Genomic DNA, 20264 nt, shown 5'->3' with positions numbered 1-20264 from the left:
CTCTCAAGACGGTTTTCCCGCGCCGGGACCGAACCGCTGAATGACTTTTCTTTCCAGGCGCAGCGCGCAGTGCCCCAAGGCTGCCTTGATTTCCTTCTCAACCATGCGCGTGGAAATGCCGAAACGCTGGGAAATTTCCAGGTGGGGCGCCTCTTCCAGGCGTGCGGCGATGAAAATCCTGCGCCGTCGCGCAGGCAACTCGTACAGGGCCTTGAGCAGGACCTGCAGTTCTTTTTGTCCGCCCACGACGCGGGCCGGGTCCTGTGCTTCGTCCGAAACCTGCAGCAGTTCTTCGATTTCGCTGCCGGTGAGCAGCCGGGCATCGGATTGGCGACGGTCGGCGGCGATGTTCAGGGCCATGCGATAGAGGTAGGCGTTGGGCTGCGCGATGTCCTGCGTGTCGACCATGCGATCGACCCGCAGGTAGGTTTCGTGCAACACGTCGTTGGCCAGTTCCTCGGAGCCCAGTCGCCTGCGCAGGCGCACCTTGAAATCCTCGTAGGAAGTCAGGAACAGCTTGACCATCGGGCTGCGGCCAGTGTCTTTCATTGCCCGAGCACCTCTTCCCCTGCTGTGCATTCCATGCTTTTTCCTGATGAGTCGGGTAACAAAAGCAGGGTCACCGGCTGGCGCAGCGAACTGGGCGCAGGGCGGTGGATCCTGAGGTTTTGCAAACTGTTGACCAAGGCCCTGTCGCGCATCACGTCGCCCGTGGAACTGACCAGCCGGCCATGTTGCGCCACACCATCGCGCCCGATCCAGACTTGCAGCACAGCGCGATAACCGCCGGGCCGGGTCAGCGACGACTGGCACAGGTTGCGCTGGATGACTGCCTGGATCGCCGCGGCATAGTTGCTGTCGCTCAAGCCAGGGGCCGTGCCAGGCGGCAGCGGCACCTCGCGGACCTGCACCGGTTGCAACGTGAACGCATCCGCCCGGGCATAGTGCGCCGCGAGCCCGGTGCCGCTGAGCAGCACGTTCAACCCCTGGGCGGGCGTGAACAGGCCCTGGACGCCCAACGTATGGCGCCGGCTCGACAGCGAGTGGTCCACCAGCACCGCCATGCCCGTCGCCCGACTGAACTGCTCCAGCGCCGTGGCCAGTTCCTGGGGTGCTATGTCCAGCTCCACCAGGCCCGCGGCCTGTACCGGGCCGGCCAACAGGCACAACGCCGCCATCAGCCACCCCAAGGGCGCCCTGGCCAATCCACGCCTGCACCCGCCCCCGGTTATGCCCTGCTGCACGACTGACGTATCCGTTGAAAACCGTCATCCTGATGGGAGTTTATGAATGTCGTATGACAACTGATACAAATCCTTGGGGCCGCACTAGACTGATGTCCTGACGACAAAGCGCCCCCGTGGCGGACCAGGAGGTCGGTGATGAAACAGTGGATTGGCGTGGCAGCCGCTATCGGCTTGCTGATAACCGTGAACGGCGCCCGGGGCGACGAAGCCCCAGCCTGTATCGAAGTGACCGTCGGCGGCTACAAGACGCCCGACTACAAGTGCCTGAGCCGGCAAATGGGCAATGACCCTGAGGCGGCCGCCGCTGCACAACAGGCCCGGCAAGGGCTGGAGGTGCCGGTCAACGAACGCGCGCCGAACAGCATCGGCCTGGCAACCCCGGCGGCAACCGGCGTGCGCATGGGCAATACCTTCGGCACCTCCGTCAAGCCCCAGCGCCCGCCTGCCCCAGTGCCGAATTCGCCGTTGCCCAGGTAGGCGTTTCGTAACCGGTGTCGGTTGTACGGTACGCCTGGGACATCCGGCCTATATGCACTTTCCAGAAATGGCTGCTATAACCAACGCCAGACGCTATCTGCACGTAAATGGAATTTTGCGTGTTCGCTTTGACTGAATTGATTTCGAGGCCGATATGGAGATCACCCGTGCGGTGGATGTTCTTCGATCTAAGCAAAACGCCACATTCCTGAATGTTTCCCGCACGACTTCCGCGCCGCCGGGAGCGAGAGTGTTCCTCTACAGCTCGCTCTGCACCGTTTGGAAGTCGTGATGGCAATCACCCAAGACACCCGTTTGGTGCAAGTCGAGAGTCCCCTCGGCGCGAACGTCCTGTTGCTGCAAAGCATGGACGGCAGCGAAGAACTGGGCCGACTGTTCCACTACGAATTGGACCTCACCTCCGAAGACCGGGCGATCCAGTTCGATCAATTGCTCGGCAAGCCGATGGGCCTGGCCCTGGCGCTGTACGACGGCGGCAAACGCTACTTTCACGGCATCATCAGTAATTGCCGGCAACTGACGGGCCACGGACAATTCGCCGGCTACCGAGTCAGCCTGCGTCCGTGGTTCTGGCTGCTCACGCGCACCTCCGACTGCCGGATTTTCCAGAACAAGACCGTGCCGGACATCATCAAGCAAGTCTTCCGCGACCTTGGCTTCTCGGACTTCGAAGACAGCCTGAGCGACAGCTACCGCGAGTGGGAATATTGCGTGCAGTACCGCGAGACCAGCTTCGACTTTGTCAGTCGGCTGATGGAGCAGGAAGGTATCTATTACTACTTTCGCCATGAAAAGGCCCGTCATGTCCTGGTGCTGGCCGACGCCTACGGCGCTCATTCCACGGTGGCGGACTATGCCTCGGTGCCCTTCTATCCGCCCGATCGACAGATGCGCGAGCGCGATCATTTCTACGATTGGCAAATGGCCCGTGAGGTGCAACCGGGCTCGCTGGCCCTGAACGACTACGACTTTTTGCGCCCCCGCGCCAGCCTCGAGGTGCGTTCCAGCGTGCCGCGCAACCACAGCAACGGCGAATACCCGCTCTACGACTATCCAGGTGAATACGTCCAGAGCAACGATGGCGATCACTACGCACGCACCCGCATCGAAGCCATTCACAGCCAGTTCGAGCGGGTACAGTTGCGCGGCCGAGCACGCGGATTGGGCTGCGGCCATTTGTTCACGTTGACGGGCTATGACCGTGCGGACCAGAACCGCGAATACCTGGTGGTCATCGCCCGCTATCAGATTCGTCAGGATGCCTATGAAAGCGGCCAGTCGGACGTAGCCGAACAGTTCGTCAGCGAGCTGGACTGCATGGATGCCAGCCAGACTTTCCGCCCTTTGCCGCTCACGCCGATGCCGATTGTCCGCGGTCCGCAGACGGCCGTGGTGGTGGGGCCCAGTGGCGAGGAGATCTGGACCGATCAATATGGCCGGGTCAAAGTGCATTTCCACTGGGACCGCCATGACCAGTCCAACGAAAACAGTTCCTGCTGGATCCGTGTGTCCCAGGCGTGGGCGGGCAAGAACTGGGGCTCCGTGCAGATTCCGCGGATTGGCCAGGAGGTCATCGTCAGCTTCCTCGAAGGTGACCCGGATCGACCGATCATTACCGGCCGCGTCTACAACGCCGAACAGACGGTGCCCTACAAGCTGCCGGCGAACGCCACCCAGAGCGGGGTGAAGAGCCGGTCGAGCAAGGACGGCACCCAGGCCAACTTCAACGAAATCCGTATGGAAGACAAGAAAGGCGCGGAACAGTTATTCATCCACGCCGAGAAGAACCAAGACATCGAGGTCGAGAACGACGAGACCCATTGGGTCGGCCATGATCGCAGCAAGACCATCGACAACGACGAGACCGTGCGCGTCAAACACGACCGCACGGAAAGGGTCGATAACAATGAAGCCATTTCCATCGGCGTCGACCGTACCGAGGATGTCGGCAACAACGAAAAGATCACCATAGGCGTCAATCGCACCGAGCGCGTGGGCAGCAACGAGACCATCAGCATCGGCGCGGACCGCACGGAGAAAGTCGGCGCCAATGAGAAAATCAGCATCGCCGGCAACCGCACGGAGGACGTCGGCGGCAACGAGACCATCGACATCAATGGCAACCGCAACGAGACGGTCCAGGGCAACGAAGGCATCCAAATCAATGGCAACCAGGGCACTCGGATCGGCCAGGACGAATCCCGCGACGTCGCCCAGAACCGCAGCACGGGCATCAAGCAGAACGACAGCCTGGACGTCGGCAAGCATTTCACCCTCAACGCCGGCGACTCGATCAGCCTGACCACGGGCGCGGCCAGCATCGTCATGAAGAAAGACGGCAGCATCGTGATCACCGGCAAGAACATCACCGTCGACGGCTCCGGCGCCATCAACATCAAGGCCAACAAGAACGTGGTCGTCAAAGGCCAGAAGATCCTGCAGAACTAGCCACGGAGTCGGCGTCATGACCGTTGAATATCAGCTTCCAGAAGCCACCACCGCCACTTCGGCACGCGTGGATGGCGTCGTGATCGGCGTGTTGCTGGACGTGCCCACGCCGCAGGGCCCGGTGGTCGCCTTTCCTGGCTGCCCCGGCGATACGGGCCTTGCCGCCCGTACCACCACGCCGCTGACCCGCGAGGACATCGGTGTCCAGGTCGCGCTGATGTTCGAGGCCGGCGACCTCGCCAAGCCGCTGGTAATCGGTCGCATCCAACGCTTGCCGAATACCACAACGCCAGCCGTCGCCCACCTGGACGGCGAACGCCTGGAGTTTTGCGCGCAGCGGGAGCTTGTCCTGCGCTGCGGCAAAGCCAGCATCACCCTGACTCGCGCGGGCAAGGTGATCATTCGGGGCACCTACCTTTCCAGCCGCTCCAGCGGGGTCAACCGCATCAAGGGCGGTTCGGTGCAAATCAACTAGACAGGCAGTCGCACATGGAATTGCTCAACGCCAGCCAACTGCAAGTGGCCTATACCCTGGGCATGGCACCCGATGGTCGCGAATCCCTGGTCGTTGTGGCCAAAGGCACGTTCGATCTGCCGCTGGATGGCCGCGTCGCAACCCTCGCCGATTCCCAGCAGCCACTGCTGATGGCCGACGCCTTCCTCGGTGAACCGGGCCTCAGCGCCCCCCAACAGGAAATGGACTTCGCCCCGTTCAAGCCATGCTGCGATGTGCTGCTCTGCGGCAAGGCCTATGCTCCCGGCGGCCGGCCCGTGACCCAATTGACCGCCGGCATTCGGGTCGGCCGGGTCAGCAAGGCCTTCTCGGTGCTGGGCCCTCGGCAATGGCAACCGGGGTTGATGGGCCTGACGCCCGGTTCACCCCAGGCGTTTACCGAGCAGGCCATTACCTACGCCCAGGCTTTCGGTGGCTCCCGCACCATGGCGAACGTACCCGAAATGCTTGATTGCCATCCGCAGAACCCGTGCGGTTGCGGCTGGTACCCAAGCAACACCGACGATATCGACATTGTCGGCAGGCCAATGCCCAACACCGAAGAGCTGGGCAAGCCCATCGACTCGCCGTCCGGCGACTTCCGCCCCATGGCCCTGGGTCCCATCGGCCGCAGCTGGCCGCAACGCGCCCGCTATGCCGGGACTTATGACGATGCCTGGTTGGCTGACAGCTTTCCGTTCTTGCCCGCGGACTTCGACAACCGCTACTTCCAGGCCGCCCCTGAAGATCAGCAAACCGACTACTTGCGCGGCGGCGAAGAGGTGCTGTTGCTCAACCTCACCCCCCAGGAAAGAGCGGGCTTTCGTGTGCCCGAAATGGACGTGCCGGTGACCTTTTTCAAGAAAAAAGGCGGCCATGAAACGGTCTCGGCGGTGATCGACACCTTGCTGATCGACACAGGGGCGCGCCAGGTGCAGTTGACGTGGCGCATCGCCCGTCCGCTGCGACGCAACATCTTTGAAATCGCCCAGGTGCTCGTCGGCACGATGCCCACGGGCTGGTGGCGCGCCCGTGAGCTGGGCAAGGACTATTACCCCTCGCTGGGCGCCCTGGTGAAAGCCAAGCGAGCGCCCGAGGAAACCCACTGATGACAACCCTGTGCATCATCGGGTCGGGGATGATCAGTGCTGTCGGCCTCAGCGCTCCGGCGGGCTGCGCGGCAATTCGCTGTGCCATCGACAACTTCCAGGAAACCCGTTTCATCGACCGCGCCGGCGAGTGGATCATCGGCGCCAGCGTGCCATTGGAACAACCCTGGCGCGGTCGCACGAAGCTGATCAAAATGGCCTCTCGCGCCATCGCCGAGGCGTTGCAAAGCGTCCCAGGGGTTGACCCGGAGAAGATTCCGCTGCTGCTGGGCGTGGCCGAGGCCGAGCGGCCCGGGCGATTGAATGGCCTCGACAGGGAATTGCTGCGTGATATCGAAACTGAGCTGGGCCGGCGCTTCCACCCCGACTCGAACATCATCCCGAGGGGCCGGGTCAGCGCCGCCGTAGCCTTGCTTGACGCACGCAGGCTGATCCACCAGGGCGGCCATTGCCATGTGCTGGTGGCCGGCGTCGATTCGTTGCTTTGCGGCCCCACCCTCGCCGCGTTCGAGCAACGCGAACGCTTGCTGACCAGCGAGAACTCCAACGGTTTCATTCCGGGCGAAGGTGCCGCAGCTGTGGTGCTGGCTGCGCCCGTCAGCGATGAAACACCGCAATTGACCTGCATTGGCCTGGGTTTCGGCCTGGAACCGGCCACGGTGCAATCCTTGGATCTGCCGCTGCGCGCCGAAGGCCTGACCCAAGCCGTGCGCGCGGCCCTGGGCGAGGCCGGTTGCGGGCTGGAACAGATGGATTATCGCCTGGCGGATATTTCCGGCGAACAGTATTACTTCAAGGAGGCCTCCCTGGCCCTGAGTCGCAGCCTGCGGGTGCGCAAGGAATTCTTCCATCTGTGGCACCCGGCCGATTGTATCGGCGAAGTCGGCGCGGCCATCGGTCCGGTGATGCTCGCCGTGGCACTGGCCGCGAGCCGCAAGGGCTACGGCGAAGGGCCGAATGTTTTCTGCCATCTGGGCAACGATGCCGGCGAACGCGCCGCCGCGCTGCTCAGCTACCGGACAGTGAGGGCTGCCTGATGGCCAACGAAGTCTTCGCCAACAACATGGAAGTCGCCTGCAAGGCGGCGGACGGCAAGTCGATCGCCTGCTTTCCGGACGTCTGCTTCACCCCGCCCCAGGCGCCGCCCACCCCGCTGGGCGTGCCCATCCCCTACCCCAACACGGGCATGGCCAAGGACACGACCAAAGGCACCCGAACGGTAAAAATCACCGGCAAGGAGGTAATGCTCAAGGACAAGAGCTACTTCAAGACCAGTTACGGCGACGAGGCCGGAAATGCGCCCAAGAAGGGCATCGTCACCAGCCGGAACAAGGGCAAGGTGTATTTCACCTCTTGGTCGATGGACGTGAAATATGAGGGCAAGAATGTCGTCCGGCACATGGACCTGACCACCCACAACCATGCTTCTCAACCCGGCAACACGGTGCCTTGGCCTTATTCGGATCGAATGGCACTGGCCGAAGGGCTGGCCCAGTGCGAGGGCGAAAAAAAACGGGTGAACGACGCGTGTGACACCAGCAAGAAAGTGGTTTGTCCCAATACCGACACGCTGAAGAAAGCCCTCCAATCGCGCAACACTGCAAAGAAAACGGCAGGCGACGGGTTCGCAGCTGATCCGGCCTACACCGCTGCACACACCGACGTCCTGAACGAATATTCATCGTTGGCCAAGACCATCAACGCCGACGCGTGCCAAAAGGCCTTGCGCTGCTTTCTCGCGCCATACAAACCCAACAGGTGTTGCCCGGGACAAACCGGAGATCACCTTATCGATTCCGCCTCTTTCACCGACGGCCCGGCCTTCGCCGGCCAGCCCAGGAACCAGCACCCGACAAAAGCCGGCTGGAGCAAATACCAGACCGACAAGGCCCCGGTCATGTGTGTGGAGGGCCCGAACCAGACCACAGCCACCCACGGTCAGATGCATACCCGACGTGGGGTGGTGGCTTTGCAGCAAGCCGATGCAAAAGGCGAATGGCCAAGAGCGAAAGCCACGGAGACAGGGGCCAAGGCGGCCAAAAAAACCTTTCCGGACTCCGACTGTTCCCAGGAGTGCCTGGAAGCCCAGTTGAACAAGTACCACGACAAAGCGAAGGACCCTGGCGAGGAGAAGCCGATCAATGCACGCGCCTCAATGACCAGTGATCCTCAACAACGCGCCAGGGCAGCGGCTGAAATGCTAGGTAACAGGCCAGGCCCGTAGCCCCCCCCTATCAGGAGATCGAAATGGACCCCAGAAACCCCGCATTCAGCGGCCTCAGCCTCACCACTGGCGTCGTTCGCCACTCAGACCTGGGTTATTTGATTGCCACGCACGACGCTGCGACCAGCGAGGGTTACGTTGATTCGATCCTCTATACGTTTTACCAAGGCGTTTGGTATGCCGGGACAGTGCCATGGCTTGCCTGCTCCGGAACGGTCTGCCATGTACCTGCCGAGCGCTCGCTGACGCTGGGCGCCGATGGTTCGGTTGAGGCCAGTGGCGGCGGTGTTGTCAAGGAAGAAGCTTCCATCGCCAGCTGCGGTGTCGACCCAACAAGACGTGGCCCCCTTCGAGAAATCCGTGGCATCGCCAAAGGTCGTGCCTACGCCGTGGGCACCTGCCGCCAAGCCTACGTGCGCGACGGCGAAGACCAATGGCGATGCATCGACCAGAGCGCCCAGGTCGGCGATATACCCATCACCGACACCAGTTTCGAATCCATTGACGGCTTCACCGAGCAGGAAATCTACACCGTCGGCTGGGAAGGCGAAATCTGGAAATACGACGGAGCGGTCTTTACTCAGCAGAACAGCCCAACCAACCTGGCGCTGTACAAGGTTCGCTGCGCGGAGGACGGTTATGCCTATGCTTGCGGCCAACTCGGGACCCTGCTGCGCGGACGCGACGATCAGTGGGAAGTGATCGAGCACGACAGCACCCGGGAGGACCTTTGGGGCATGGAGCATTTCGCCGGCCAGCTGTATGTATCGTCCACGCATTTCGTCTACCGGCTGGAGGACGACACGCTCAAGCCTGTCGATTTCGGCGATGACGCTCCGCGCACCTGTTATCACCTGAGTGCGGCCGACGGGATCATGTGGTCCATCGGGCCCAAGGACGTCATGGAGTTCGATGGTTCGAGCTGGAAACGGTGCCTGCAAATTGATTGACGCGGCTAAACCCTTCATTCGGACTGACCAATGAATACGCTGCCCGTCATCCTTGACCTGCATGTAGAAGAAGCCGGGTTCCTTGCAGTCCTGCGCGACTATGCGCTACGCGCACCGCATTACGACCTCGATGAGCTCGACGCGTTGGAAGCGCGCATCGAAGCGCACCTCGATGGCCTGCGCGTCGCCGGGCCGGCCGGACTGGAAGCCCTCCTGGGGCAGCTCGGCCCGCATGCCATCGGCGAGATGTTCGCCAGCGTCGTGCTGGCCTTCGAGGCGGCCAATCCGAAAGTGCTGTCGCGCCTCAGTGAACATTTGCGAGGAGCGGTGGAAACGGAGCGCGGCTATCGGATGGCCTTGGGATGGCTTGACTGGGCGCGCATATCGCCCTGGATCGACCGCATGCTCACCGCGCCCGAGCCACTGTTTCGTCGCCTGGGCCTGGCTGCCTGCGGCATGCATCGCCATGATCCCGGCCTCGCCATGCAAACCGCGCTCTGCGATGCCGACCCCCGCGTGCTGGCACGTGCCGCCCGCACCGCCGGCGAGCTGCGCCGGCAGGATTTGCTGCCGCTCATCCAAGTCCACCGGCAACATCACGATTGCGCCACCCGTTTCTGGGCCAACTGGGCGGCGGCACAGATGGGCGACCAGCAAGCCCTCGAACCGCTGCGGTCATTCGCCGAGCAATCGGGCGAATTTCAATACCGCGCAACCTGCGTGTTGCTCGCCTGGCAGCCGCGCGAGGCCAGCATCGCCTGGATACGCCAGCTAGTACAAAATCCCGGACAGCGGCGCATCGGCATCGAGGCCCTTGGGTTGTTGGGCGATCCGGTGAGCGTGCCTTGGTTGATCCAGCACATGGGCGATTTGCCCTACGCCAGGGTCGCTGGCGAAGCCTTCAGCTTGATTACCGGCGCCGACCTGGCCCTGCTCGACCTGGAGCTACACGTGCTGCCGGATTTCGATGGGGGCCCGAACGATGACCGCGAAGACCCGCATGTACTCATGGACCCCGATGAGAACCTGCCCTGGCCAAACCCGCAGTCCGTCGATGCCTGGTGGCAGGCCAATGGCGGACATTTCCAGGCGGGGACTCGTTACATCCTGGGCTTGGCGCAGAACGAACACAGTTTTCGCCAGGCGCTGGTTCATGGCCAGCAGCGCCAACGCATCGCCGCCGCCTGCGGCCTCGCGCGGTTTCGGCCGCGCGAGGTGGTGTTCCCGACCAGTGCACCGGCTGGGCGGCAAAAGCGGCTGCTGTCCAAGCCATTCGGTTAACGCCTGGTCAGCACTCACTGGAATAGTGCTGGGTCTCGATGAATAAACTGAAAAGCAGGCGTATCCCTGAACGACGCGCTTACCCCACCTGCAACCGGCGCAACTCGCCACCCTCTCCTTTCAAACGCTCAAGATACGCTTCAGCATCCAACAGCTGATAAGGAAAATAGAGCCCCGGCGGCATCGCAGGCTGGCCGTCTAATCCGAGCAGGCGCTCAAGGTTCATGGCGACGCTGAGGCCGGTCAGCGGCGCGGTGCCTGCCGGGTGGACGACGGCATGACGGGTGCGCAGCGGGTTGCCGGCCAGGTCTTCACCAGCGAGTTCAATGATGATCTCGGTGGACATCGGTTGCCCTTGGCGCCGGCTGGAGCTCACACCGATGCCAATGTTGAACTGGACATTCGGTGCGCCCGTCGCAGCCGCCAGGCCGGCGACATCGATGGAGGAGAAACCGGAGGCTTCGATTTCCGTGCCATCCAGCGCCTGGAAACGCGTTTTGGAATCTTCCCCTTCGCGCCAGACAAATAATCCGTCGCGTCTTGTCAGCGCGGCGGGGAGCATCTTGTTCAGGTGTTCGAAATCGCTGGCAACGGTCGGACCACCGGTGTCCTGCTCATCGACCAGCGCGTCGATCCGGATAGCACCGATCCGGCGAAATTCCCGGGCGATGCTCAACGTCGACACCGTCGTTGCGCCGACCATCCACTCGTAACCGAGGACAACGGCCGAGGCGCCTGGTGTGTGCATGTACATCGCTATCTCCGGGGCGATTTCGAAAACGCCGGAGGATATGCTCAGGTGCGGCACTCCGCGCTGCTGCGCAAAACGCAGTCCGGCGAGGGCGTGATCCATGTAGAAGACCACCACGGCGCTGACCGCGCGATCGCCGAGGCCCAGGTCTTCGGCGCTGGAATCGATCACCACGGCCTGCGCCCCGCCCAGTTGCTCGGCAGTGCGTTGGGCCTTCGCAAGATCGCGCCCACCGATCAGCAGCGGTACGTCGGGATAAGCGGCGCGTAGCGCCCGGGCGGTGTGGTGGCCGATAGCGCCAGCCCCCCCCATGAACAGGATAGGATTGAGTGTCATCGTTTGTTCTCCTTGTTGCCGCATTGATACAGGGCGTCCTGGACCGATGATGGCGCCGCTTCATTTGCCGACCTGATGCTGTTTCACACTTGCCGGCGAAGCAGATCGAGCGTTACAGGATCCGGCTCCCCCGAATAAAACTGATCGAGCGCCTGTTGATACAGGGCAGATCCCGACTGGACGCTGATAAACAACGTCAGACAGGACCGAAACTTCAAATCATCGGGCGAGCCGAATATCCGCTCGGCGCTCATACCGCTGTGTTGCAAGACCGTTTTCACGGCTTCCTCCAGCCGGGGTCCGAGCACATCGTGTTGCAGGTATGCGCGGGCCTCGGCAAGGCCGGAAATCGCGAAGCGACGGGCCATTTCGGAATGGCCGAGCCCTTGCATTTGCGGACAGATGAACCACATCCAGTGACTCCTCTTCCGGCCGGCACGCAGTTCGTCCATGGCGCGACTGAATATCGGCCGCTGCGCCTCGACGAAACGAGCCAGATTGAAAGGGTCTTGCATGATTGATTCTCCTACACCGGGAGCGACCCAATGGGTCGCCCCCACGAAGGCCGACTCAAGCGCTCTGTTCCTGCTGCAGCCGCTTGATCAGTGCATTGGCGGCGGCTTCGGATGAAGCAGGATTCTGGCCGGTGATCAGGTGCCCATCCTCGACGATATAACTTCCCCAGTCCGCGCCCTTGGAATATTCGCCCCCTTTGGCCTTGAGCATGTCCTCGACCAGAAACGGCACCACCTGCGTCAGGCCCACCGCCTCTTCCTCGGTGTTGGTGAAGCCGGTCACCTTTTTACCCTTCACCACCGGTTGGCCGTCCGGCGCGTTGACGTTCTTGAACACGCCGGGCGCGTGGCAGACAGCGGCGATGGGTTTGTTCGAGGCATAAAAGGCTTCGATGAGGGTCTTGGAATCGGTGTTTTCGGCAAGGTCCCACAGCGGGCCGTGACCGCCTGGGTAGAACACCGCATCGAAATCGTACGGATCGACCTCGCCCAGCGGCACGGTGTTGGCCAACGCCGCCTGGGCCTGGGTATCTGTGGCGAAGCGCCGCGTTGCATCGGTCTGGGCCTGTTCTTCATCGCTCTTGGGGTCCAGGGGCGGCTGTCCGCCCTTCGGCGAAGCCAGCGTCACTGCGGCGTTGGCGTCTACGAATACGTAGTAAGGGGCGGCGAATTCCTCCAGCCAGAAACCGGTTTTCTTGCCGGTGTCGCCCAACTGATCGTGGGATGTAAGGACCATTAGAATGTTCATGTAAACCTATCCTCCGAGCGGAAATGGGCGAAGTGCATTCGCCCTGCATTACTGTCAGAGGGTGCATAGAGGCAGACGTTCAAGTCGCTGGCGCAACGCCGGGACGAAACGAATACGCTTCATGCCCTGGCCGAAATGACCGCCAAGCGCAGCTCCCTGGAAGCGGCATCATCCGCCTGCCGCCCGAGTTGCCAACCCAGGTAACCCCAGAGCAACGCGCAGCACGCCCCGACTATCGCGGCCACGCCCGCACCTTGGCCCAGCTGGTCGAGCAGGCTCTTGGCCCAGCCGCTCATGGCGTCACCGGCGCGATAGACAACGGTGTCGATGAAGTTCTTGGCCTTGTATTTACTTTCAGCGTCCAGCGGCGCGAACAGCATCTCCCTGCCCGGCCGGACGAACGCGTACTCACCGATCCGTCGCACAATCATCAACGTCGCCAGCAGCGCAAAGCCAGGCGCCAGGGCGAGTCCCAAAAAGCCGATGCACATCAGCAACGGGACGACGGCCAGCAATGCCCGCACGCCGAGCCTGGGTGCGATCCGGCCGGTGATGAATAACTGGGACAGCAACGCGCCGGCCTGCACGATAATGTCGATGGTGCTGAAGATGCGCACTTGCGATGCGCGGTCCGGATAGTGCTCGGCCACCAGGCGCGCCTGCTCGAAATAGAGGAAGGTGCTGACCGTCGCCAACAACACCACGAAGCCGGCGATCCCCAACAGGTACGGCGAGCGGAGCACCGCAAGCATCCCACTGAACGGGTTGCCGGCCAGGGGCTGCCGGGGGCTTTGCGTGGGCGCTGCGCCGGGGCGACCGGCCCCGCCTTGCCCGCGCCAACTCATCAAGGTCCGTTTCAATACCAGCGTGGCGCCGAGCAACACAGCCGCCAGCAGCATCAAGCCCGACGCGCCCAAGGTGTCGATCAACAGCGCGCTCAGCGCCGGCCCCAGCAGGCCGCCGACGCTGGCGCCGGCGGCGATGAACGCAAACAAGCGCTTGGCCTGCTCACTGTCGAACACGTCCGCCATCAAGCTCCAGGCCACCGACACGACGAACAGGTTGTACACCGATATCCAGACGTAAAACACCCGGGCCAGCCAGACACTGTCCGGCAAAAATTGGAAGACCTCGACGAACATCAGCAGATTGATGCCGAAGAAGCCATAGACCCAATCGATCAGGCGCAGCCGCGGGACCCGGGAACTGAGCCAGGCGAACAACGGAACAGCCGCCAGCATGACCAGGAAGGTCGCGGTGAACAGCCATTGCAGGTTTTCCACGCCCGCCGCGATGCCCATCGATTCGCGGATCGGACGGAGCATGAAGTAACCGGTAAACAGGCAAAGGAACAGCAAGAACCCGCACAGCGCCGGACGCAGCTCACCGTCGCGGGCGTTGAGGGCGAGGCTCAGCCGGTGCAAGTAGGAAATCGTACTCATGGAAACTCCAGGGAGACGGCGACAGGCCAGAGGATAGGCGCGAGACGAACGCCCGCGCCGGGGGTCGGATCAGCGATAGGTAACGCCGGTCAGGCGCTCGGAGGTGGCCCAGAGCCGTTCGGCATCCGCTTCGTTGGTCGCGGTCGGTGGCGTTTTGGCGAACCCCAGCGGACCGCGTTTTTCGTCATCTCCGGTCGGGCCGTAGTACGCACCGCCAACGGCCTGCTCGGCGGTGGCCGCGTACAGCGTGGGCAGTGCCCCTTGTGCCGCGGAATGGTAGGCCTCGCGATCCTTCGCCCAGCGCTGGCCAAACTCACTGTTGACCCCGGGCCCGCGGGCGACCAGTTCGGTGACGGCCACGCCAGGATGCGCGGCGATGCTGCGGATACCCCATTTCTGCGCGTCACTGCGCCGTTGCAGCGCGAACGACCACTGCAGGACGGCCAGTTTCGACTGCGCGTAGGCCGCATAAGGGTCGTACTTCTGCTCGGCTTGCAGGTCATCGAAATTCACCGCGCCGCGGGTGGCCGCAATGCTGGAAAGGCTCACCACGCGGGGATCGTCACTTTGCCGTAGCAGCGGAACCAGCAGGCCGGTCAGCGCGAAGTGTCCGAGGTAGTTGGTTGCCAACTGAAGCTCGAAGCCATCGGCGGATGTGCCCCGCTCGGGCGGCGCCATGATCGCTGCATTATTGATCAGCACGTCCAGGCGCGGCAGCCTCTGGTTGAGACGCTCGGCCAGGCCGCGCACCGATGACAGGTTGGCCAGGTCCACCGACTCGAACTGCAACTTGGCGTCGGGCACGACCTCGCGGATACGCTTGATCGCCTCCGCGCCCCGCTCCGGATTGCGCGCAGCGATGATCACCTCGGCCCCCGCACGCGCCAAGGCCAGCGCATCCTCATAGCCCATGCCGCTGGTGCCGCCGGTCACCAGGACAATCCGGCCCTTCTGGGAGGGCATGTCGTTGGTCGACCAGTCGGGTTTCGGCGCGACACGACCCGATGCTTCGATACTCATCGCACTGAGCAGCGCGATACCGGCCGTCAATGTTCGGGTTCGCCGCATGAGCTGGCTCATGGTGTGCAAAAGGCCGCCTGCGGGAGTGATTGTTTTATTCCACATGATTGAGTTCCTTGGTTGGATGGCGAACCGGCGCGGCCGGGCTTACTGGACGGAGCAGGCGTCTGTCTGCTGGAGGAAGCTGACGTGACGAATCTCCCCCTGCGTGTCGACGTAGGTCATCGTTGCCTGCCCGACTTCGCATACGGTTGATTTCGGTTCCTCGATACGAATGGCCTGGGCGATGTCCAGTGGCATGCCGTATTCGTAGGCAGGGGCTTGGGTCTGTTCTTTGGCGAACAGGGGCGAACCGCTCAACGTGATCACTGCCAGCAGGCTGGCGACCGAGAAGGTTTGAATGTTCATGGTGGACTCCACTGTCCTGACCGGGATGGTGGTTGCACTCTAGGAGGGGGACGCTGACGTCAAGGTGACCGGTGACTGACAGGAACATGTCAAAATCCGGCATTGCGCGGTGGGCCCGCGGAGCAATGCCGGAGTGAGGGGAATACCAAGCCGGGGCGTATTTAAACCCTGCTCAGAAATCGACAGTGGCCGAAACCAGGTAGGTGCGAGGGGTCGCCAAGGTCAACCCCGGCTCGCTGTCATCCGAAGCCCCCGCCGAGCTCCAATAACGCTTGTCCGCAACGTTCTCGATATTGGCGCGCAACGTGATGTTCTTGTCATCCACCTTGAAGGCATACCGCGCGCCAACGTCGAAGCGCTCCCACGAATCGATCTTTTTGGTATTGGACGGATCCAGATACTGGGAGCTGGAATAGATGCCCCGGCTGGTCAGCGTCAGCCCCTGCACCGTCGGCACGTCCCATTCCGCGCCGAGGTTAATGTTGTACTCCGGCGTGGCCGGCGCCCGGTTGCCGTCGAAGGCGGGGTTGGTGGTGTCGGTCAATTCGCTGTCGATGTACATCAAGCCCCCGAGCAGGCGCACGCCTTTGAGCGGTTCACCGAATACGCTCAATTCCACACCGGTATTTTCCCGTTTGCCGTTCGGGCCGAACAGGTTTGTCGTGGCATCGGTGGCATAGGCCGGCTGTTTGATCCGGAACACCGCGGCGGTCACCGCGAGCGCACCGGCATCATACTTGGCGCCGACTTCGATCTGGCGACTGATGAACGGCGGGAAAATTTCGTCACTGTTATCGGCAGATGTCGGCGCGATCTTGCCCTGGCTCAAGCCCTCCATGTAATTGGCATAAAGGGACAGCCTGTCGGTCGCCTTGAACAGGATGCCGCCCGACGGCGAGACCTTTTCTTCGTCATAGGCCGTGGGGCCCTTGACGCCATCGGACCAATCGTCCACCTCCACGCGCTGCCAGCGGGCGCCGAGGGTCAACAGCAACCGGTCATCGAACAATCCCAGGGTGTCGGACAGGGCGACGCCGCTGAAGTGGTTCTCCGTGTAGACCTTCGGATCCGGGCGCGTGGGCACGTTCGGCGTGGGTGTCTGCACCGCGTCGTACAGGTTGCTGCGGCCGTTGGCGTATCGGGCGCCGCCGTTTTCGAAATCCATGTAGAAATAACTGGCGGCCAGGTTGACCTCGTGGCTCACCGGCCCGGTATGGAACCAGTTGCGTACGCCGGCGTTGGCGGTGCGGACATCTTCATCACGCGTGAAGTCCCGGGGCGACACGGTGAAGTCGCCCGCGGCGTTGCTGACCGAAACGTTGTGCCGCAGGAAATCGTGATGACTCTTGCGGGCTCCCGCCCCGCCATAAAGCATCACGGAATCGTTGACATCGTACTCGGCGTTCACCGCGCCGAAGGTGTCCTCGGTACGCGCCTTGCTCCAATGCTGCGCGTAGTTGCGACGCACGTCGCTGGCGTGGGGAATCGGCGCCGCGGCCGCCACCTGGACGCGCTCCTGGGGCGCATCGGTATCACGCTCGGTGTGGCCGATGTCGGTGGAAAGGCGCAGGCGCTCGCCACGAAAGTCCAGGCCCAGCACCGCCATCTCGCGGTCCACGCTTTGATGATCCCAATCCGTGTCGCCGGACTGTTTCACCCCGTTGAAACGGACACCGAACTGGTTGTCTTCGCCGAAACGGCGGCCCACATCCACGGCAGCGCCGGGTTGGCTGTCGGAGGCGTAGCTGCCCGTGATGGAGGTGATCGGCTGGTCGGTGGCGCGCTTGGGCACCACGTTGATCCCCCCGCCGACGCTGCCACGCGGCGAAATCCCGTTGATGAGCTGGGTCGGCCCCTTGAGGATGTCGACGCGATCGGCCATTTCCATATCGATCGTGTAGGTCGGCAAGAGGCCGTAGAGGCCGTTATAGGCAACGTCGCTGTTGAACAGGCTCAACCCTCGGATGGTGAATTGTTCATAGCGACCGCCCGCCGGGTTGGTGGCGCGCACCGAAGGGTCGCTGGCGATCAAGTCGCCCAAGGTCCGTGCCTGCAGGTTCTTTACCGTCTCGCCGGTGTAGGTCGTCATGCTGAACTGGGTGTCCATGAAGTCCCGCGAACCGAGCAACCCCTGGGAACCACGCCGGGCGACCTGGCCACCCGCATAGGGTTCCCCACCCGCCGAACCGGTGGTGCCGAGGATCGAGGTAGGGGCCAATTGCAGGCTGCTGCCTTCGGGTGCCGGGACCAGGATGTACGCCTGCTCCCCGACGGCTTGCAATTGCAGGCCGGACCCTTGCAGCAACCGCGCAAAGCCGTCCTGCACACCGTACTCACCGGAGAGGCCGGCGCTGTCGCGACCGCTGACCAGGGCCGGGTCCACCGACAGATTGACCCCCGCCTGTCCAGCGAAGCGGGTCAGTGCCGACCCCAGGCTGCCGGCGGGCACTTGATAGCTGCGCCGGGCGCTTTCTTCTGCCTGGCTGGGCGTTACCAACAACGCACTGGCGCTCAGGCTCAGCAGCAAGCCCAGCTTCAACAAAGGGTGGCGCAACAGCGGACGCCGACCGGCGATGGCCGGGCGTAGGTGCAACGGTGTGACTGCGGACATTGGAGAACGCTCTCGTTTTTTGTTCAGTTGCCAGGAATGACAAGCGAGACAAAAAAAGGGACAGGCTTCAGGCGATATTTTTGCGTGGCGTCAACGTGACCCAATAGCGAGTACGCATCTGCACCTCCAAGGGCAGGCTGGCCGAGAGCAGCGCAAGGATGCGATCGGTATTGTCCAGGCGGAAGCTACCGGTGACGCGAAGCGATTCCAGTGCCGGGTCCCAGCGCAACACGCCCGGGCGATAACGGTCCAGCTCACGCAGGAAGTCCCCCAGGCGTTGGTTCTGTGCCACGAGCACGCCGTCACGCCAGCCCAATTGCGCGACGTCGAAGCCGCTGACCGGCCCCGCGCCCGTGGCGTGCAGATCGATTTGCTGCCCGGCTTCCAAGGTCACCAACGGACCGCGCAACGGTGTTAGCTGCAGCTCGCCGCTGAGCACCGAAGCATGGCAGGTGCGTTCATCCAGGCGGATGCACGCTTCGCCTCGATTGATCGTGATGACGCCGTACGGGCCTTGCACTGTCAAAGGCACGGTACCAGCGGCCTTGAGGGATATCTCACCGCGCACCAGCACCAAGCGGCGGGCCTTGAGATCCAGGTCCACGGCGCTATCGGTGTTCAATTGCAGGGTGCTGCCATCGGCCAACGTCCAGCGGCGTTGCTCGCCGGTGGCGGTGTGCAGGTCGGCGCGCCAGACGTCCAGCGGCAATTCACGCCCGAGCAGCCAGGCCGTGGGCACGAGGGCGGCGACGCCCAACGCGCGCTTGAGCACGGCGCGACGGGACAGTGCCGGACGATCGAGCGTGGCCATGCCCAATGAAGGCGGCACCCCGGCAAATCGCTCGCGTAACAGCTGGGCTTTCTGCCACGCGGCTTCGTGCTCGGCGTGGCTGTCACGCCAGCGTTGCAGCGCAGCGTGGTCGACCCCCTCCTCGCCGGACTCGATCATCGCCAGCCACCGGGCCGCTGCCCGGGCCACTTCGCGGGCCTCGGGCGTCAGCGCCTGGCGAGTCAAAAGTCCACCAACAGGCAATGCTCATAAGCCTGGGCCATGTAGCGCTTGACGGTGCGCTCGGCCACCTGCAAGCGCTCGGCGATCTCCCGGTAGCCCAGCCCTTCGAGCTGACTCCACAAGAATGCCCTGCGCACCAGCGGCGGCAGGCCATCGAGCAACTCATCCAAGGCGTGGAGGGTTTCCAGCAGCAACCAGCGTTGCTCGGGAGACGGTACACAGGCTTCAGGCAGGTTCGCCAATGCGTCGAGATAGGCTTGTTCCAGGTTGCGGCGGGTATAGAAATTGCTCAACAGCCGCTTCCCTACCGTCAGCAGATAAGCGCGCGGTTCTTGCAGATCAGCCAGCGGTTGGGCGCTGGACAACACCCGTAGAAACGTATCCTGGCGCAGGTCGGCGGCATCCCAGGCGTTGCCCATGCGACGCCTCAGCCAACCTTCCAGCCAACCGCCGTGGTCGCGGTATAACGCATGGAGGGCGTGCTCCGCCGGCTTTGCTGCATCAAGCATGTGAAGAAGCCCTGGGCAAGAATGTCGCTAATGAGACTGATTCTAATTAATATCCGCAGGCTATTCCAAGGCTTTAATACAAGGCAGTAGAAGATGGTCGATGAATCAGCGCCCTGGACCACAAGGGCGCCGTCCGTCTCAGTGGCTTGCGTGCAGGGTCTTGGGCACTTCGGGCATGGCCGACGAGTGATGGTTGATGATCTTCCACTGCCCGTCGAGTCGCTCGTAAAGGAAGGTGTAGCGCGCCTGCACCTCGCGTTTGGAACCGTCGGCCTGGGTCAGCGTGAAGGTGTAGACGCCACTGTCCATCGCCGCGTCGGCGCCCAGGTGACGGATCTCCCGGTAGTTGATCACGCCGACCGGCTTGCCTGCCAGGAAGTGCACAAAGTAGTCCTGGATCTGTTCTGGAGTGCTGCGCACCTTGTTGGAAACAGTCGGTTGCAATATCGCATCCGGGGCGTAGAGGGCGGTCACGGCGCTGGCGCTGCCGGTTTGCAGTGCCACGTTCCAACGGTCGAACAGCCCCGCAATTTCCCGGTCGGTTTGCTTTTGCGGTAGCTCGGCGACGGTGCGGTATACGAACGGCACGGTTTCCACGGCCTGGACAAATGGCGCGGCCAGCAGGAAAAAAGCGGCAATGGCACAGGTTTTCATTTTCATCG

The 20264-nt window shown here is 62.8% G+C and carries 20 protein-coding genes; 8 read left to right on the top strand and 12 right to left on the bottom strand.

Features of this window, described 5'->3' with window-relative positions; genetic code table 11:
• Window positions 1-3: 3 nt before the first annotated feature.
• Both JZ00_RS03725 and JZ00_RS03720 read right to left on the bottom strand, forming a co-directional pair.
• Window positions 4-549 carry a sigma-70 family RNA polymerase sigma factor gene (locus tag JZ00_RS03725; protein WP_039588430.1) on the bottom strand — a complete coding sequence of 182 codons (546 nt, stop codon included), beginning with the start codon at window positions 547-549 and terminating at the stop codon, window positions 4-6.
• The gene (locus JZ00_RS03720; protein ID WP_039588429.1) at window positions 546-1178 is read right to left on the bottom strand and encodes an STN domain-containing protein; all 633 of its coding nucleotides are present in this window, start codon (window positions 1176-1178) and stop codon (window positions 546-548) included. The genes JZ00_RS03725 and JZ00_RS03720 overlap by 4 nt, the downstream gene beginning before the upstream one ends.
• Window positions 1179-1382: 204 nt before the next feature.
• Between JZ00_RS03720 and JZ00_RS03715 the strand changes: the two genes are divergently transcribed.
• The 8 genes from JZ00_RS03715 (at window position 1383) to JZ00_RS03680 (ending at window position 10250) form a co-directional block, all read left to right on the top strand.
• Window positions 1383-1724, top strand: a complete 342-nt coding sequence (locus JZ00_RS03715; protein ID WP_039588428.1) for a hypothetical protein — start codon at window positions 1383-1385, stop codon at window positions 1722-1724.
• 291 nt (window positions 1725-2015) lie between these two features.
• Window positions 2016-4193 carry a type VI secretion system Vgr family protein gene (locus tag JZ00_RS03710; RefSeq protein WP_039588427.1) on the top strand — a complete coding sequence of 726 codons (2178 nt, stop codon included), beginning with the start codon at window positions 2016-2018 and terminating at the stop codon, window positions 4191-4193.
• A 16-nt stretch (window positions 4194-4209) separates the two neighbouring features.
• Window positions 4210-4668 carry a DUF6484 domain-containing protein gene (locus tag JZ00_RS03705; RefSeq protein ID WP_039588426.1) on the top strand — a complete coding sequence of 153 codons (459 nt, stop codon included), beginning with the start codon at window positions 4210-4212 and terminating at the stop codon, window positions 4666-4668.
• 14 nt (window positions 4669-4682) lie between these two features.
• Window positions 4683-5795: a DUF2169 family type VI secretion system accessory protein gene (locus tag JZ00_RS03700; RefSeq protein ID WP_039588425.1), complete on the top strand. Its 1113-nt coding sequence runs from the start codon at window positions 4683-4685 to the stop codon at window positions 5793-5795.
• A complete protein-coding gene (locus JZ00_RS03695) occupies window positions 5795-6832 on the top strand; it encodes a beta-ketoacyl synthase N-terminal-like domain-containing protein (RefSeq protein WP_039588424.1) in 1038 nt (345 codons plus the stop codon). Before JZ00_RS03700 ends, JZ00_RS03695 begins: the two co-directional genes overlap by 1 nt.
• Window positions 6832-8019 carry a PAAR-like domain-containing protein gene (locus JZ00_RS03690; RefSeq protein ID WP_039588423.1) on the top strand — a complete coding sequence of 396 codons (1188 nt, stop codon included), beginning with the start codon at window positions 6832-6834 and terminating at the stop codon, window positions 8017-8019. The genes JZ00_RS03695 and JZ00_RS03690 overlap by 1 nt, the downstream gene beginning before the upstream one ends.
• A 23-nt stretch (window positions 8020-8042) precedes the next feature.
• Window positions 8043-8969 carry a hypothetical protein gene (locus tag JZ00_RS03685; protein ID WP_039588422.1) on the top strand — a complete coding sequence of 309 codons (927 nt, stop codon included), beginning with the start codon at window positions 8043-8045 and terminating at the stop codon, window positions 8967-8969.
• 30 nt (window positions 8970-8999) lie between these two features.
• On the top strand, window positions 9000-10250 hold the full coding sequence (locus tag JZ00_RS03680; protein ID WP_039588421.1) for a TIGR02270 family protein: 1251 nt from the start codon (window positions 9000-9002) through the stop codon (window positions 10248-10250).
• A gap of 79 nt (window positions 10251-10329) precedes the next feature.
• On the opposite strand, the gene JZ00_RS03675 is transcribed toward JZ00_RS03680, so the two are convergent.
• The 10 genes from JZ00_RS03675 to JZ00_RS03630 form a co-directional block, all read right to left on the bottom strand.
• A complete protein-coding gene (locus JZ00_RS03675) occupies window positions 10330-11337 on the bottom strand; it encodes a hypothetical protein (protein ID WP_039588420.1) in 1008 nt (335 codons plus the stop codon).
• 83 nt (window positions 11338-11420) lie between these two features.
• Entirely contained in the window at window positions 11421-11852 is a 432-nt protein-coding gene (locus JZ00_RS03670; RefSeq protein WP_039588419.1) for a DUF1810 domain-containing protein, read from the bottom strand.
• A gap of 55 nt (window positions 11853-11907) precedes the next feature.
• On the bottom strand, window positions 11908-12600 hold the full coding sequence (locus JZ00_RS03665; RefSeq protein ID WP_039588418.1) for a type 1 glutamine amidotransferase domain-containing protein: 693 nt from the start codon (window positions 12598-12600) through the stop codon (window positions 11908-11910).
• Between the two features lie 119 nt (window positions 12601-12719).
• Window positions 12720-14042 carry an NTP/NDP exchange transporter gene (locus JZ00_RS03660; protein ID WP_039588417.1) on the bottom strand — a complete coding sequence of 441 codons (1323 nt, stop codon included), beginning with the start codon at window positions 14040-14042 and terminating at the stop codon, window positions 12720-12722.
• Between the two features lie 69 nt (window positions 14043-14111).
• A complete protein-coding gene (locus JZ00_RS03655) occupies window positions 14112-15122 on the bottom strand; it encodes an oxidoreductase (protein ID WP_412177659.1) in 1011 nt (336 codons plus the stop codon).
• A gap of 87 nt (window positions 15123-15209) precedes the next feature.
• The gene (locus JZ00_RS03650) at window positions 15210-15470 is read right to left on the bottom strand and encodes a DUF2790 domain-containing protein (RefSeq protein ID WP_039588415.1); all 261 of its coding nucleotides are present in this window, start codon (window positions 15468-15470) and stop codon (window positions 15210-15212) included.
• 172 nt (window positions 15471-15642) lie between these two features.
• A complete protein-coding gene (locus JZ00_RS03645; RefSeq protein WP_039588414.1) occupies window positions 15643-18081 on the bottom strand; it encodes a TonB-dependent receptor in 2439 nt (812 codons plus the stop codon).
• A gap of 67 nt (window positions 18082-18148) precedes the next feature.
• The gene (locus tag JZ00_RS03640) at window positions 18149-19096 is read right to left on the bottom strand and encodes a FecR domain-containing protein (RefSeq protein WP_039588413.1); all 948 of its coding nucleotides are present in this window, start codon (window positions 19094-19096) and stop codon (window positions 18149-18151) included.
• Window positions 19093-19602 (bottom strand): sigma-70 family RNA polymerase sigma factor, encoded by a 510-nt coding sequence (locus JZ00_RS03635; RefSeq protein WP_039588412.1) that lies wholly within the window; start codon window positions 19600-19602, stop codon window positions 19093-19095. Before JZ00_RS03635 ends, JZ00_RS03640 begins: the two co-directional genes overlap by 4 nt.
• A gap of 138 nt (window positions 19603-19740) precedes the next feature.
• Window positions 19741-20262 carry an SgcJ/EcaC family oxidoreductase gene (locus JZ00_RS03630; RefSeq protein WP_039588410.1) on the bottom strand — a complete coding sequence of 174 codons (522 nt, stop codon included), beginning with the start codon at window positions 20260-20262 and terminating at the stop codon, window positions 19741-19743.
• Between the last annotated feature and the right edge of the window lie 2 nt (window positions 20263-20264).

The sequence above is a fragment of the Pseudomonas frederiksbergensis genome (assembly GCF_000802155.2).
Taxonomy (GTDB): domain Bacteria; phylum Pseudomonadota; class Gammaproteobacteria; order Pseudomonadales; family Pseudomonadaceae; genus Aquipseudomonas; species Aquipseudomonas frederiksbergensis_A.
The sequence above is the reverse complement of the archived record's forward strand: the minus strand, read 5'-3'. Positions and strand labels throughout refer to the sequence as shown.